Raw genomic sequence first — 15772 nt, 5'->3', positions numbered from 1 at the left:
AAGTGGCCTACGGTGGGGGAAGCGGTGTCAGTGGCCCCTGCTCAGGTATTTTTGTGACGTCCGTCGGGGTGGTGAATGTTTAACGTTCCGAGTGTCGCTGTCAAATAAAGTTGATGTAAATGAAGCTTTAAATTGTAGCTGCAAAAAAGTTCTCATCCCTGTGTCTCGTGCCTGGTTCAGACTCATAGCGTCGAGCATTTCCCAGGGGTGGGATTAACTTTCATAGTCAAGCGCCGCCGTTAATGCAGGAGATCGGTTCGGTGTGTCACAATAGGAACCACGTACTCTAGTTCGCTCTCTATCCAGGGATTCGCTGAACGGATACGATTCAGGCTTTTCAATGTAAAACATGCGCGTGACCTGCGCGGCGGCGGACCTTATCTGGGTGCCAGCGCCCGGGAAGCGTGGCTTAAATTAAACATAGGAGTTGACCGTGGTAAACGGTGCTGCAGAAATTGATAGAACGCAATTGGGTGAGAAAACCCGGGTGCATGTGCTGGCTAAGGCGTTGGGAATCACGTCCAAGGAGCTGGTGGCCGAGCTGAGCGCAGTGGGGATTAAGAAGGTGGCGCAATCGTCGCTGTCGCGCGCAGAAGCCGAGCAAGTGCTGGATGCACTGGCAGCCGCTAAGGAACCCCAAAAAGAGGATCCTAAAAAAGAGAAGCCGAAGCGTCGCGCCAAGCGGGTAGCGAAGAAGGAGCAGGACGATCCTGCAGATGACGCGTTGCGTCGTCGCGTGGAAAAGAACGTGGCTAATGAGATTAGCCAGATCGAGGAGAAGGTTGAGCGAGAGCTGGCCGCCCTCGAGGTGGAGCCTGAGGAGGAGCTGCTGGCTGATGTGGAGCCTGCGATCACCCCGGCTCCGGAGAATGTCTTTATCGCTCCGATTTTCAAGGCTCCTGAGCCCGTCGTTGAGGCTCAACCAATTGATGATGATGAAGAAGTAAGTGCACCGAAGCGTCGTGGACGTCGTGGCAAAGGCCGTGGCCGTGGTGCGGAGGAAACCCCAGCGGTTGTGGAGGAGGTCCCTGAGGAGCCGGTTGGTATCAAGGGGTCCACGCGTTTGGAGGCGCAGCGGCGTCGGCGGACGGAGCGTCGTGAAGAAGGCCGCAAGAAGCGCCACATCGTGTCCGAGGCGGAGTTCTTGGCACGGCGTGAGTCGGTTGAGCGCGTGATGGTGGTCCGTGAGAAGGAGCGCGAAGACGGCCTGGGGCGCGTCACACAGGTAGGTGTGTTGGAGGACTCCATGCTGGTGGAGCACTTCGTGACCTCCGAGACGCAGACCACCATGGTGGGCAACATCTACCTTGGTCGGGTGCAGAACGTGCTGCCGTCCATGGAGGCTGCCTTCATTGACATCGGTAAGGGGCGCAACGGTGTGCTCTACGCTGGCGAGGTTGATTGGCGCAGCGCGGGCCTAGGCGGGCGGTCCCGCAAGATTGAGCAGGCGCTGAAGTCGGGCGACCAGGTATTGGTGCAGGTCACCAAGGACCCGGTGGGGCATAAGGGGGCACGCTTAACGACGCAAATTTCCCTAGCGGGACGCTTCCTCGTCTACGTCCCTGGTGGCCGTTCCGCGGGTATCTCCCGTAAGCTGCCCGAGCCGGAGCGCAAGCGTCTAAAGGAAATCCTCAAGGAGATCATCCCTGGTGATGGTGGTGCAATCATCCGTACCGCCGCAGAGGGAGTCCACGAGCGGGAAATCAGCGCGGATGTGAACCGCCTGCACTCCTTGTGGGAGCAGATTCAGGACCGCACCAAGGAAGAGAAAGCTTCCCGGGGTGCTAAGCCAGTGACCATGTACGAAGAGCCAGACATGCTGGTCAAAGTGGTCCGCGACCTGTTCAACGAGGACTTTGACAAGCTTGTCGTTGACGGCGATCGCCCTTGGAACACGGTGCACGCCTACGTCAACTCCGTGGCGCCTGACCTGGCGGAACGGTTGGAAAAGTACGAATCCTACGACCACGGTGGCGTGGACGCCTTCGAGTTCTACCGCATCGATGAACAGATCCATAAGGCGCTGGCTCGCAAGGTCTGGTTGCCATCCGGTGGCACCCTGGTGATCGATCGCACCGAAGCGATGACTGTCATTGACGTCAACACCGGCAAGTTCACCGGCGCTGGTGGCAACTTGGAAGAAACCGTCACCAAAAACAACCTGGAAGCCGCCGAAGAAATCGTGCGTCAAATGCGCCTGCGTGACATGGGCGGCATGATCGTCATTGACTTCATTGACATGGTCCTTCCCGAAAACCAGGATCTGGTCCTTAGGCGCCTGACCGAAGCCCTGGGACGGGATCGTACTCGCCATCAGGTGTCCGAAGTGACCTCGCTAGGCCTGGTTCAGGTGACCCGAAAGAAGCTCGGTACCGGACTGTTGGAGACCTTCTCCACCGAGTGTCAGTGCTGCCAAGGTCGAGGCATCATCCTGCACACCGACCCGATCGAGCAGGAAGAAGACCGTCCAATCTACGGAAAGGCTGCTGCGAAGGCCGCTGAGAAGCGCCGGGAGCACAAGCCACAAGAGCACCCAACTATCAAGGCTATGCTCAAGACCACGGAGGACAACGAGGAACAAGAATCTCCAAGTATCGAAGAGCTGGCAGCTGCCGTTGTGGCAGTAGAAGAGCCAGAAAAGCCAGCGAAGCGTCGCCGCGGCCGCCGCGGGAAGAACACTGCCAGCGAGAAAAACATTGCTGAGATTGAGCAGATCGCTTCCGAAGCCGTCGCGACCGCCGAAGACACCGATCCGGAAGAGCCCTCCGGCAAGGATTTCCAGCCAGCGAAAACGTACGAGGAAGCACTCGAGGAATACAACGCCTCCCCGCGTCGTCGTCGCGCCACTCGAGGCAACTCCAAGTCAGATGTGCCTCCACGTAAAGCTGACTTCGAGAAGCCGGAACCTGAGAAAGAAGTTGCTGAGACTACCGAAGTGACGGAAATTGCGCCGCCACGCCGGGGCCGACGTCGCGCCGTGAAGAAACTCGCCACCCCAGATCAGCCTCAGGAAGAGGTGAATGAGAAGAAGGGCGTCGATAAGCCTGCTGCGTCCGCCCCGCGCCGGGGCCGACGTCGCGCCGTGAAGAAACTCTCGGAGGCGCAGAACCCAGCGCAGCCGGAACCTCAAAAGTCGCAAGAGCCACAACAATCACGTGGAAAGCGACGTGCGGTACGGCGTAACCGGGGCTAGCGAGCACGCGGTTTGTACTTTTAGGCGTTTACCGGGTAGTCTTTGACAGTCGCTGTTTACAGGCTGATAAAGCTGCTGTAGACGCAAAGAAAATCATTTGTCCAATCGGGTGCACCGCAAGCGCCCGAGCCGAGTTCTAGATAAAGGGGTAGCCCTCCTATGTATGCGATCGTCAAGACCGGCGGCAAGCAGTACAAGGTTGCCGAAGGTGACCTCGTCAAGGTCGAGAAGATCGAGGGTGAGCCAGGTTCGTCCGTGGCTCTCACCCCGGTTCTGCTCGTCGATGGCGCAACTGTTACCACCGATGCTGAAAAGCTTTCCAAGGTCAGCGTTTCCGCTGAGATCGTCGAGCACACCAAGGGCCCGAAGATCAAGATTCTGAAGTACAAGAACAAGACTGGTTACAAGAAGCGTCAGGGCCACCGTCAGCCACTGACCGTCGTCAAGGTAACTGGGATCAAGTAAGCCGGCAGGCTTTATAGCTTTCCTGAAGGAGGGAAAACCAAATGGCACATAAGAAGGGTGCATCCTCGACCTCTAACGGTCGCGATTCCGAGGCAAAGCGCCTTGGCGTAAAGCGCTTCGGTGGTCAGCAGGTCAAGGCCGGCGAGATCCTCATCCGTCAGCGCGGAACTAAGTTCCACCCAGGCGAGAACGTTGGCCGTGGCGGCGACGACTCCCTGTTCGCTCTCAAGGCTGGCGCTGTCCAGTTCTCCACCAAGCGCAACCGTCGCATGGTGAACATCGTCCCAGCCGAGGCTGAGGCGTAACATACAGCTGTAACGCGCAAACCCGCACCATCCAGGAAACTGGGGTGCGGGTTTCGTTTTCCAGCAGGTGAGGGCGCAGATTTAGCGTACGGATGGGACGTTTCAGGCCTGGAAAATCCCATCGGTACGCTAAATTTCCGCAGGCCCTATATGATTAACCGAATCCCTCCGGCACCTAGAATGGTGCATACTGGGCGTCGATAAGCGCCTGCATTTTAACCAGAAGGAAGTTCCATGAACCGTTTCGTTGACCGCGTGGTCCTCCATTTGATGGCCGGTGACGGCGGAAATGGTTGTGCGTCGATTCACCGTGAAAAATTCAAGCCTCTCGGCGGTCCGGACGGTGGCAATGGCGGACACGGCGGAGACATCATCTTGGAAGCTAGCCCGCAGGTCCACACGCTGCTGGATTTGCACTACCGTCCGCATATCAAGGCGCAGCGTGGCGCAAACGGTGCGGGTGATCACCGCAATGGTGCTCGGGGCGAAGATCTTGTTTTGGAAGTTCCGGCCGGCACAGTAGTAATGAACGACAAGGGTGAGGTCATGGCAGACCTCACTGCCCACGGTATGCGCTACATCGCTGCGGAAGGCGGGCACGGTGGCTTGGGTAACGCATCGTTGGCGAGCCGCGCCCGCAAAGCCCCTGGTTTCGCGTTGAAGGGCGAGCCAGGTGAGCAACACGACGTCATCCTGGAGCTGAAATCCATGGCTGACGTCGGCTTGCTGGGGTTTCCGTCCGCAGGTAAATCATCGCTGATCTCCGTGCTGTCGGCGGCTAAGCCGAAGATCGGTGACTACCCATTTACGACGCTGCAGCCGAATCTAGGTGTAGTGGAAGTGGGGCATGAAACGTTCACCATCGCGGACGTTCCCGGCCTTATTCCGGGCGCCAGCGAGGGCAAGGGCTTGGGGCTCGATTTCCTCCGCCACATTGAACGCACCGCCGTGCTCGCGCACATCGTTGACACCGCGACGATGGATCCGGGCCGCGATCCGATCTCCGACATTGAGGCCTTGGAGAACGAACTTGCCCTGTATGAGTCTGCGCTGTCCCACGACGTGGGGCTTGGGGATCTGAAAGACCGGCCGCGCATCGTGGTGCTGAACAAGACTGACGTCCCTGAGGCACTGGAGCTCGCCGAATTCCTCAAGGAAGACATCGAGGAAAAGTTCGGCTGGCCAGTGTTCATTATTTCCGCTGCAGCGCACCAGGGGCTTGAGCCACTGAAATACAAGCTGCTTGAGATCGTGCAACAGCATCGCAAAGCAAACCCGAAGGCCAAGGCAGAGGTGCGCACGATCATCCGCCCGCAGGCCGTGGATGCCGTTTCCAACAAACAAGGGTTCGTTGTGGAAAAGGACCCCGAGTTCGAAGGTGCCTTCATCGTGCGCGGCACCAAGCCAGAGCGGTGGATCCGCCAAACCGACTTCGAGAACGACGAAGCCATCGGTTACCTTGCCGACCGCCTCGCCCGCGCCGGTGTGGAAGAAGCCCTGTTCAAGGCAGGTGCCGTGGAGGGTGCACAGGTCACCATCGGCGATGTCACCTTCGAGTGGGAACCGATGACGGCAGCGGGCGCCGATTCCCTCATGACCGGCCGTGGCACCGACATCCGCCTGGAGCGCACAACCCGCGCCTCCGCTGCGGAGCGTAAGCGTGCGTCCCAGGCCCGCCGTGGTCTCATCGACGAATTCGACTATGGCGATGGGGAAGTGGCCGACCGGGATCGTTGGCAGGGTTAAACTAATTCCTTATGTACGAACAGTCCTTGCCGGTCGGTCCTTATCGCGACAATGTCTCCGCCGAATTCCCAATCGTGGAATCGTCGGCGGGCCCGGCCTTTGGACATGAATCTGAGCTGCGGAAACGGATCGCCACCGCCCGCAAAGTTGTGGTGAAGATCGGGTCGTCGTCGTTGACTGGCCCGGATTTCACGGTGGATGTAGCGAAGATCGACCGGATCGTGGACGCGTTGCAGGCCCGGATGTCCCGTAACTCGGACATCATCGTGGTCAGCTCCGGCGCGATCGCTGCGGGCATGGGACCGTTGGGGCTGGTGCAGCGCCCCACTGATCTGGCGACCCGGCAGGCCGCCGCGGCTGTCGGCCAGGTGTACTTGGCCCACCAGTGGGGACTCAGCTTCGCCCGGTACGGGCGCTCCATCGGTCAGGTGCTGCTCACGGCAGCGGACGCAGGTCAGCGTGACCGGGCCCGCAATGCACAGAACACCATTGATCGGCTGCGCCAGCTGCGTAGCGTCCCCATTATCAATGAAAATGATACCGTGGCAACGACCGAAGCCCGCTTCGGTGACAATGACCGTCTCTCCGCTATCGTCGCGAACCTGGTCCGAGCTGACGCCCTGGTGCTGCTCAGCGACGTCGACGGCCTGTATGACAAGAACCCTGTGGACCCCACCGCCCGTTTCATCTCTGAGGTCCGTGATGGCAACGACCTCAAGGGCGTCATCGCCGGATCGGGTGGCGTTGTGGGGACCGGAGGCATGGCCACCAAGGTATCAGCTGCGCGACTGGCGTCACGTGGCGGCATTCCGGTGCTGCTCACCAGCGCCGAAAACATTGGTCCGGCGCTGGATAAGGCTGATGTGGGTACGGTGTTCCACCCGAAGGAAAACAGCCTGAATGCCTGGAAATTCTGGGCGCTCTACGCTGCGGACACTGCGGGCACCTTGAAGCTGGATGCGGGCGCGGTGCGAGCGGTCACCTCCGGTGGCACGTCTTTGCTGGCGGTGGGCATCACAGAGATCGAGGGCGATTTCCACTCGGGTGAGATCGTGGACATCATCGGTCCCGAAGGCGAAATTATCGGCCGCGGTGAAGTCGCATATGATTCCCGCACCCTAAAACCGATGTTGGGCAAACATTCGCATGAGCTGCCGGAAGGCATGCATCGGCCGGTGGTACACGCGGATTACCTGTCCAACTACGCCACCCGCGCGTAGGGTGGGGGCCATGAAATTTGCGATTACTCCAACGCCATGGCCCAACCTCATTGACCTACTGAACGAGCACGGTTTTACCCAAACCGAATTGGAAGATGCCGACTTCCTGGTGTTCAACGGTTCCCCGAAGCAGTTCCCCCAGCTGCCGGACAACATTAAATGGGTGCAGTTGTGCCTGGCTGGGATCGACGGATTCGAAAAAGCCGGGGTGGTTGATCCAGCGAAGCGCTGGGCCAATGCTCGCGGCGTGTTCGGGCGAACCGTCGCGGAGTCGGCAGTGGCGTTGCTCCTGGCGCAGCTGCACGCGCATAAGAAGGTCTCTTCGTGGGAGGACCGGCCCGAGCTGGAGGAGACCACCGGGTGGTTGCACGACAAGACCGTGGCGATCATTGGGGCAGGTGGCATTGGTCGCGACCTGATCCCGATGCTTAAAGGTTTTGGCTGCCACATTATCGCGGTGAACAATTCTGGTCGCCCGGTGGAAGGGGCAGATGAAACGGTAGCTGGTGCGGATGGTGTGTGGCCGCGCGCCGATTACTTCATTCTCGCAGCTCCGCTGACAGATGCGACATACCGCATGGTGAACGCGGACACGTTGGCGCAGATGCCGGCGCACGCCGTGGTGGTCAACGTGGGGCGCGGTCCGTTGGTGGATACGGAGGCGCTCACCGCCGCGCTTGCCGACGGCCAGATCGCTGGCGCCGCGTTAGACGTCACCGATCCAGAACCCCTGCCCGCTGACCACCCGCTGTGGGGCATGCCCAATGTTGTGATCACCCCACACGTGGCCAACACCTCGGAGCGGATTCAGACGCTGATGGCACCGGCGACGCTGGCTAATGCAAAGGCCTTCGCAGCGGGGGAGGATATGCCCACGGAATTGATCCCTGGTCGCGGATACTGAGATAAACTGTTCCACCATGACGGAACGCGAAGAAGTCTTGGCAAAGGCCCGCGCTGCGAAAGCTATCACCGGTCAGGTGGCACAGCTGACCTCGGGACAAAAGAATGAGATCCTGCTGGCGGCTGCTGATCGGTTGGTGGCGCGCACCGCTGACATCCTTGCCGCAAATGAGCAGGATATCGCTGCGGGGCGCGAGGCCGGGCTAGCGGATTCTTTGATTGATCGCCTGGCGCTTTCTGAGGAGCGCATCGCCGGTATCGCAGGGGGCTTGCGTCAGGTGGCGGGGCTCACCGATCCGGTAGGCGAGGTACTGCGCGGCAGTGTGATGCCGAATGGAATCCAGATGAAGCAGGTTCGGGTGCCACTGGGCGTGATGGGCATGGTGTACGAGGCCCGCCCGAATGTCACGGTGGATGCCTTTGGACTTGCGCTGAAGTCCGGCAATGTGGCGCTGCTGCGTGGGTCGAAGTCTGCACGGAACTCCAATGCATGCTTGGTGGAGATTCTGCAGTCCGTGCTGGTGGAGCATGGGGTGCCAGCGGAAGCAGTGCAGTTGCTGCCATGTGAGACCCACGAGAGCGTCCAGGACCTGATTACCGCCCGCGGTTTGGTGGACGTGGTGATCCCGCGCGGAGGTGCGGGTCTGATTAACGCCGTGATCTTGGGCGCGACCGTGCCGACGATTGAAACCGGCACTGGTAACTGCCACGTTTACATTGACCGCGACGCGGATCCTGAGCAGGCGGTGTCGATCCTGCTGAATTCCAAGACCCGCCGGGTGAGCGTGTGCAACGCTGCGGAAACCGTGCTCCTTGACTCCGCGTTGCCTGACCCAGCCGTGTTCATCACAGCTCTGCAAGAGGCCGGGGTGCGGGTGCATGGAGACGTCGACAAGCTAGGCGCGGATGTGCCTGCAACGGAGGAGGACTTTGCGGAGGAGTACCTCTCCATGGACATCGCAGCCGCGCTTGTCGACGGCGTAGACGGCGCAATCGCGCACATCGCCAAATACTCGTCTGGCCACACCGAAGCGATCGTGACCAACAACATCGTGACCGCGCAACGGTTTGCTGATGCCGTCGATTCCGCTGCTGTCATGATCAACGCTTCCACCGCATTCACCGACGGTGAACAGTACGGCATGGGCGCAGAAATCGGGATTTCTACCCAGAAACTTCACGCGCGGGGCCCGATGGCGCTGCCGGAGCTGACCACCACCAAGTGGATCCTGCAGGGAACGGGGCAGACCCGGCCATGACCGAGCAACCGTTTAAACGCATCGGGATCATGGGCGGCACCTTTGATCCGATCCACAACGGGCACCTCGTGGCCGGCTCGGAAGTCGCCTCCCGATACGGGCTTGACCTGGTCATTTACGTGCCAACAGGGCAGCCGTGGCAGAAAGCGGACCGGAAGGTTTCCAGCGCCGAGGACCGCTACCTGATGACGGTGATTGCTACGGCGTCGAATCCGTCGTTTAGGGTGTCCCGCGTCGATATTGAGCGCGGTGGGCCAACCTACACCATCGATACCCTCAATGACCTGCAGGAACTCTACCCGGATGCGGAGCTGTACTTCATCACCGGTGCCGATGCGCTCGCCCAGATTGTCACGTGGCGGGATTGGCCGAAAATGTTCGAGCTCGCCCACTTCGTTGGGGTGACTCGACCGGGCTACGAACTCACCTCCGACATTGACCCGGCGATCCACAAAGGCAGGGTGTCCTTGTTGGAAATTCCTGCGATGGCTATCTCCTCCACCGATTGCCGAGCTAGGGCCGCAGCGGGTCGCCCGGTATGGTACTTGGTCCCAGATGGCGTGGTGCAGTTCATTAACAAAATGGGCCTGTATCGGTCTTGAGCGGTCTCAACTGGCTTTAACCCCGGGGGACGTGGAAAACTAGAGGGCAAACTACTACCAAAGGACTTTCGTGACTGCTTCTCAAGAATCGATTCGACTCGCCTCCATCGCTGCGCTGGCTGCAGATGACAAGTTGGCGGAGGAAATTGCCGTCATTGACGTTTCTGACGTGCTGACCATCACTGACGTGTTCGTGATTGCCTCGGCAAGCAACGAACGCCAGGTCAACGCGATCGTGGAAGAGATTGAGGATAAGCTCACCGAGAATAAGGTGGAGCCGATTCGCCGTGAGGGCACGCGTGAAGGACGTTGGGCGCTGCTCGATTACGGCGAGTTCGTCATTCACATTTTCCGCACCCAGGAGCGCGAATACTACGGCCTGGACCGGTTGTGGCGCGACTGCCCACTGATTGACGTCGAAGGCATCGACACCCTGGAGCGCCCCAAGGCGTGGGAGACCGAGGTCAACGAGCGTGAAGTGTCCTCTATCGATGAGATCCCACTGGCAGAGAACGAGCCGGACGAGGACGAGCTGTGACTCGTCAGCTCATCCTTATGCGCCACGGGGAGACGTTGTATAACGCCACCCGGCGGATGCAGGGCCAGATGGACACCGAGCTTTCTGAGGTCGGTATCAAGCAGGCAGAACTCGCCGCTGACTATCTGGAAAACATGACGATCGGCCGGATAATCTCCAGCGACCTGTCCCGCGCCCATGAGACCGCGAAGGCGGTAGCGCGCCGGGTGGGTGGTGACGTGGTCGTCGATAAGCGTCTGCGTGAAACTCACCTTGGTCGCTGGCAGGGCATGAACCACGAGGAAGTGGATGAGCTGTTTCCTGGGGCGCGGGCGCTGTGGCGTCACGACGCCAGCTGGGCACCGCCTGAGGGAGAGTCGCGACTGGAGGTGGCGCAGCGGGCGCGCGCGGTTATCGACGAGCTGATGGCCGGTTACTCCGAGTGGGACGACGCCACGGTCCTCGTCGTCGCCCATGGGGGCACGATCGCGGCCCTGACCTCTGCTCTTTTGGAATTGAGCCACGAACAGTACCCGATCTTCTCCGGTTTAAAGAACACGTGCTGGGCACAGCTCACGGCTCGCCCACGCTACTATCCGGGCAGCCTGGACGCTGATGGTGAGGGGGATCCGGTGATTCCGCAAGCCCGGTTTACTTCGGACAATGTGTCCGATGCGCAGTGGTACTTGGACGGGTGGAACATGTCTGCCCCAAAGCGAGGCATGTAGATGCCAGTACGGGTTGTCACCGATTCGTCTGTGGGGTTGCCGCAGGACATTGCGGAGGATTTGGAAATCACGGTGCTGCCGTTGCACGTGATGAGCCGTGGCGGTTCCACTTCGACCGCTGGGCTTACCGCGCTGGAACTGACGGCGGCCTATGCACGACAGCTGGAGCGTGGCAAGGATGATGGGGTGCTGGCCCTGCATCTGTCGAAAGAACTGTCTTCTACCTGGACAAACGCAGTGACCGCTGCGGGGGTGTTCGACGGTAACGTCCACATCGTGGACACTAACTCCGCGGGGATGGCGATTGGGGCTGCTGCCATGTCGGCCGCACGGCTAGCGAAGCAGGGCGAGGATCTGGAGACCTGCTATGAAGCTGCCGTGGATACCTTGGAACGTTCGGAGCTGTATCTGTATTTGCACCGGGTGGATGAGCTGCGGAAGTCGGGCCGTTTGTCACCTGCGATTGCGCTGATGTCCTCGGCGCTCGCGACCCGCCCGATCATGATGCTGCGCGAGGGCAAGCTTGAGCTGGCGGCTAAGACCCGCACGCAGACCAAAGCCTTTATCAAGTTGGTGGAGATGATCGCGGAGAAGGCGCAGGGCAAACCGGTGTTCATCGCGATCCAGCAGACGGAGGCTCGGGAAGCGGCCCGTGCGTTGCAAAAGACGATGCAGGCGGTGCTGCATGAAGACACGTCCTACATGATGGCTGACCTGGATGAAGCGATCGGGACCCACGTCGGTCCGGGCGCCTTGGCGGTGACCGTGGTCTATTCGGAGACTCCGGAGAATTCCACAGCACACTAGTTGTCCACAGGTTGGTAGCGCTTGCGAGCCCGAGTCACGTGGGCTCTGAGCTATCTTCAGCGGCATGGATCTCGCCAGTCGCCTCACAGACCTCACCCGCCCGACCGGGGAAGAGGACCTTCTCGCCGTCAAATACCCGAAACCCCGATTGTCCATCGACCCCAAGCATGGGCTGTGGGTCGCCGTCAGCTGCGTGGTAGCACTCGTTGGATGGCTACTGCTTCGCGACGCCCCCACCACCGATTACACCTACACCGCGGCGGTCACTAGTTCACCGCCCGCCCCGGCTACCGTGGTGGTGAGCGTGGTAGGGGAGGTAGCCCGCCCTGGGTTGGTCACTCTCGCTCCCGATGCCCGCGTGGACGCAGCACTGCAAGCAGCGGGCCTCCTGCCTAGCGCAGATCTGGTTGCGCTGAACTTGGCCGAGAAGGTGGTTGATGGGAAACAGATCGTAGTCCCTGCTATCGGTGCCGCGCCCCCGGTCACAGCGGGGACGGAACCCGGCAAAATCAGCCTGAACTCGGCCACCGCCGCAGACCTGGAACAACTCGATGGAGTAGGGGCGAAAACCGCGGCGGCGATCATCAAACACCGAGATCAGATCGGCGGGTTCACCTCGGTGGAGCAGCTGCAAGACGTGAAGGGAATTGGGCCCGCTAAGTATGCCGCGATTGCGCCGGATGTGACGTTGTGAAGGAGCTCCGCCTCCTGCCCGCAGCTGTCATCACCTGGCTCGTGGTGGGCCTGACGGTGGTGACTAGGTCGCCGTGGTTAGGGGCGGGGCTGGCGGTCCTCGCTGCGCTCAGCGCAGTGAAGTGGCGTGGGCAGGGGCTGGTGGTCGGGGCACTGGGGATGGCGGGACTTGTCACCTCATGGCTCCGCGTGCAGTCCGCTCCGGATTCTTACCCGGCACAGCTCGTAGCCCGTGTCACCAGCACTCCAACCACGACGCGGAGCGGGGGATGGATGGTGCGCCTGGATACCGGCAGGGCCATCGTCACCGGTTTCAGCAGGGACGAACCACCACCGACTGGCAGCACTGTGCAGGCAGATGTGGTGGCCCGGCCTACGGAGCATCCTGAAGTCTCCCCGGTGCTGCTCACCATCAACCGCATGCACACTCTCCGCGAGGCAGACGGCATCACGGCATGGGCAACAAGCCTGAAGCAGTGGTATCGCACCCAATGCGCGCACTATCTGGGGCCCAGCACCGAAGGACTGATCCCCGGCATGGTGCTCGGCGATACGACCGGCCAAACGCAGGCCGAGAAGGACATGTTTATCAGCACGGGCCTGAGTCACCTCACGGCGGTTTCTGGATCGAATATCACCATCATCACTGTCGCCGCGGTGCTGGTGGCTAAAACGCTCACGTTGGGGCCACGGGTGCAGGTGGGGTGTGCGGCGTTGACATTGGCAGTATTCGTCACTGTTGTAGGCCCGGAGCCTTCGGTGCTGCGGGCCTGTGTCATGGGAATCGTGGGGCTCCTGGCTATCATTGGCTCCGCCCAGGTGGAGCCAGCTCATGGGCTTGCGCTCGCCGTCATCGCGCTCCTGCTCGTCGATTCGAACCTAGCCACCAGTTTCGGGTTCGCCCTGTCGGTTGCTGCTACCGCCGGATTGGTGGCGCTGTCCCCGCTGATCTATCGGGCTTTGGTGCGGGGCAGGTGGGCGTCGAGAAGCCCTGATGTGCTGCTGCGTGCGCTGGCCGTCGCCATCGCTGCTGACCTGGTGACCATGCCGATCGTCGCGCTGATGTCCGGGCGGGTGCTGATCGCCAGCGTCCTGGCGAACGTGCTGGTCGTCGCGGCCGTCGCTCCCGTGACCATCATCGGTCTGCTCGCCGTCGCCGTCCCACCCTTACTGAAACTCGCGGAACCCTTCGCTTGGTGGATCGCCTTCGTCGCACGCCTGCTTGCCGACGCCCCACAGCTCACCATCCCCGCCCCCTGGGCATTACTACTAGCCGGGTGGCTCGTTTGGCTCATCCACATCCGCAAAGCCCACTGGCTGCTCCTCGGCGCGCTGTTACTCATCCCACGCCCCGGACCAGCCCCCGTTCCCCTTGACCACGTTGTTCAGCTAGACACCATCCCGAAGGACTACGTCGCCCCGCCCGGCGTGCAGGCCGTGGTCGTCCACGATCACGGACCGCCTTCGAAGCGGCCACACCGAACTAAAGAAGGCATCCCCATCCTGTACCCCAATCGCGACGGGCCCGTCCGTGTGTACCAAGATGGCAGCCAACACGCCGAGCGCGGCCATTTCTAGCTACCATGAACAGGTGATCAATCCCGTGCACCTCATCCTTGGCGAAGAAGACTTCCTGGCCGAACGCCTCCAGAAAAACATCCTGGACAAGCTGCGCGTGGAACTGCCCCCCGGGGAACAACTCCAGGTCACCTACACCCGTACCGGGCAGCTCACGCCCTACGAACTCGTGGACATGTTCAGCCCGTCCTTGTTCTCTGACACCCGTGCGCTCGTATTCACCGACGCCGCCGAATCCGGCAAAGAACCCATGGACCTGCTAATCGATGCCTGCCGGAACGTCGCACCAGGAATCACCGTCATCATCCGCCACACCGGAAAAGGTCGCACAAAATCCGCGGTGGACAAACTGAAAAAACTGGCGCAGGTCCATGAAGCAAACAAACTAAACGCGCGGGAACGCCAGGGGTTTGTCACCAACGAATTCCGTAACCTCGGCGTCCGTCCTACACCAGACGTGGTGCACGCGCTGCTCGAAGGCGTTGGATCAGACCTACGAGAACTAGCCTCCGCGGTATCCCAACTTGTGGCGGACACAAACGCACACGTTACCGTCGAAGATGTTCGCAAATACTACGAAGGTGTCGCCGAAGTCAGTGGCTTCGATATCGCTGACCTCGCCGTCTCCGGCCAAACCTCCCGTGCCGTCGCCTCGACGCGCCGGGCGCTACAGCTCGGCGTGCCACCTGTGCTCATCGCCGCGGCACTATCGAACTCGGTCATCGCAGTGGCCCGATCCTACGCCATCAGGGGACGAACAAACGACTACGAACTCGCCCGTACCCTCGGTGTCCCACCGTTTAAAGTGAAATCGATCCTGCAAGTGGCCCGCCGCTGGAACGGCGATGCCGTGTCCGATGCTGTGATCCTCATGGCGGACCTGGACGCCCGCACCAAAGGCCAAGGTGGGGACATCGACTTTGCGGTAGAAAGTGCGGTCCGCCAAATTTCGGAGCTCGCGAACCGCTAGTTACACTAGACGTCATGTGTTTTAACCCGAGTACACCAACCGCATGACCCTTTCACACCTAGGCACCATCATCGCCTTGAACATCGCCGGGATGTTTACTCCCGGCCCCGATTTTTTCCTCCTCCTCCGCCTGGCAGCCAGGTCGCGTCGGCACGCTCTGGCGGCAGTAGGCGGCATTGCCGTTGGCATCCTCCTATGGGTGACCCTCACAGTCCTCGGCACGGCGGCGCTGTTCGTCGCGAACCCATCCATCCTGGGGTGGATCCAACTCCTCGGTGGCCTATGGCTGCTTTACATGGGGTTCTCCATGGCCCGCTCCGGTTGGCAACAGCGAGTAAACAAAGTCACCCTCAGCGAAATCCCCGTCGACCACATCCTCGGATCAATCTGGCACAACTTCCGACTAGGCCTGATCACCAACCTGTCTAACCCCAAGGCAGTGCTGTTTTTCGCCTCCATCATGTCGCCGTTCATGCCAGCCCACCCCAGTGTCACTACCTCGCTGGAAATCATTGCAGCCATTGTATTGTGCACGATTATCGGCTTCAGCCTGCTGGTATTCGTCGTGTCGGCAGGAGTGGTGCGGCGTCGCCTCGTGGCCGCCGGCCCATGGATCGACCTGTTCGCAGGGATCTTCTTCTTCGCCGTCGGCTGCTGGATGGTCATCGAAGGCAGTACGGCGTTGCTCTAGAAACACTAAAGCCCGGTCCCTCTCGTTAAGTTCGAGGGGCCGGGCGTTAGAGATGGTGTGCAGGATTTGGTAAAGCAAACTGACGTTTTCTAGCG

The 15772-nt window shown here is 60.6% G+C and carries 15 protein-coding genes; all 15 read left to right on the top strand.

What is annotated here, in order from left to right:
- The first annotated feature begins 487 nt into the window (after positions 1–487).
- The 15 genes from ACZ6ZO_RS05165 to ACZ6ZO_RS05095 all read left to right on the top strand — a co-directional run bounded on the left by ACZ6ZO_RS05165 (position 488) and on the right by ACZ6ZO_RS05095 (position 15677).
- Positions 488–3193 carry a translation initiation factor IF-2 N-terminal domain-containing protein gene (locus tag ACZ6ZO_RS05165; RefSeq protein ID WP_465291213.1) on the top strand — a complete coding sequence of 902 codons (2706 nt, stop codon included), beginning with the start codon at positions 488–490 and terminating at the stop codon, positions 3191–3193.
- A 159-nt stretch (positions 3194–3352) separates the two neighbouring features.
- Entirely contained in the window at positions 3353–3658 is a 306-nt protein-coding gene (gene rplU, locus ACZ6ZO_RS05160; protein WP_465291064.1) for a 50S ribosomal protein L21, read from the top strand.
- Positions 3659–3699: 41 nt separating this feature from the next.
- Positions 3700–3963, top strand: a complete 264-nt coding sequence (gene rpmA, locus ACZ6ZO_RS05155; protein WP_182385597.1) for a 50S ribosomal protein L27 — start codon at positions 3700–3702, stop codon at positions 3961–3963.
- 234 nt (positions 3964–4197) lie between these two features.
- Positions 4198–5709: a GTPase ObgE gene (obgE, locus tag ACZ6ZO_RS05150; RefSeq protein WP_182385598.1), complete on the top strand. Its 1512-nt coding sequence runs from the start codon at positions 4198–4200 to the stop codon at positions 5707–5709.
- 116 nt (positions 5710–5825) lie between these two features.
- A complete protein-coding gene (gene proB, locus ACZ6ZO_RS05145) occupies positions 5826–6929 on the top strand; it encodes a glutamate 5-kinase (RefSeq protein WP_407926308.1) in 1104 nt (367 codons plus the stop codon).
- Between the two features lie 10 nt (positions 6930–6939).
- Complete coding sequence (locus ACZ6ZO_RS05140) at positions 6940–7833, top strand: D-isomer specific 2-hydroxyacid dehydrogenase family protein (protein WP_465291062.1); 894 nt, start codon at positions 6940–6942, stop codon at positions 7831–7833.
- Between the two features lie 16 nt (positions 7834–7849).
- Positions 7850–9091, top strand: a complete 1242-nt coding sequence (locus ACZ6ZO_RS05135) for a glutamate-5-semialdehyde dehydrogenase (RefSeq protein WP_465291060.1) — start codon at positions 7850–7852, stop codon at positions 9089–9091.
- Positions 9088–9693, top strand: a complete 606-nt coding sequence (gene nadD / locus ACZ6ZO_RS05130) for a nicotinate-nucleotide adenylyltransferase (RefSeq protein ID WP_182385602.1) — start codon at positions 9088–9090, stop codon at positions 9691–9693. The genes ACZ6ZO_RS05135 and nadD overlap by 4 nt, the downstream gene beginning before the upstream one ends.
- Before the next feature lie 70 nt (positions 9694–9763).
- Positions 9764–10231 carry a ribosome silencing factor gene (gene rsfS, locus ACZ6ZO_RS05125; RefSeq protein WP_182385603.1) on the top strand — a complete coding sequence of 156 codons (468 nt, stop codon included), beginning with the start codon at positions 9764–9766 and terminating at the stop codon, positions 10229–10231.
- A complete protein-coding gene (locus ACZ6ZO_RS05120; protein ID WP_465291057.1) occupies positions 10228–10938 on the top strand; it encodes a histidine phosphatase family protein in 711 nt (236 codons plus the stop codon). The genes rsfS and ACZ6ZO_RS05120 overlap by 4 nt, the downstream gene beginning before the upstream one ends.
- Positions 10939–11745, top strand: coding sequence for a DegV family protein (locus ACZ6ZO_RS05115; protein WP_182385605.1), 807 nt, complete (start codon positions 10939–10941; stop codon positions 11743–11745).
- Positions 11746–11809: 64 nt separating this feature from the next.
- A complete protein-coding gene (locus tag ACZ6ZO_RS05110) occupies positions 11810–12439 on the top strand; it encodes a ComEA family DNA-binding protein (RefSeq protein ID WP_465291055.1) in 630 nt (209 codons plus the stop codon).
- Positions 12436–14016 carry a ComEC/Rec2 family competence protein gene (locus ACZ6ZO_RS05105; RefSeq protein ID WP_465291053.1) on the top strand — a complete coding sequence of 527 codons (1581 nt, stop codon included), beginning with the start codon at positions 12436–12438 and terminating at the stop codon, positions 14014–14016. The genes ACZ6ZO_RS05110 and ACZ6ZO_RS05105 overlap by 4 nt, the downstream gene beginning before the upstream one ends.
- A 16-nt stretch (positions 14017–14032) precedes the next feature.
- Positions 14033–14986 carry a DNA polymerase III subunit delta gene (holA, locus tag ACZ6ZO_RS05100; RefSeq protein WP_465291211.1) on the top strand — a complete coding sequence of 318 codons (954 nt, stop codon included), beginning with the start codon at positions 14033–14035 and terminating at the stop codon, positions 14984–14986.
- A gap of 43 nt (positions 14987–15029) precedes the next feature.
- Positions 15030–15677, top strand: a complete 648-nt coding sequence (locus tag ACZ6ZO_RS05095; protein ID WP_182385609.1) for a LysE family translocator — start codon at positions 15030–15032, stop codon at positions 15675–15677.
- Positions 15678–15772 lie beyond the last annotated feature (95 nt).

The organism is Corynebacterium sp. NPDC104732, assembly GCF_055583565.1.
The sequence above is the reverse complement of the archived record's forward strand: the minus strand, read 5'-3'. Positions and strand labels throughout refer to the sequence as shown.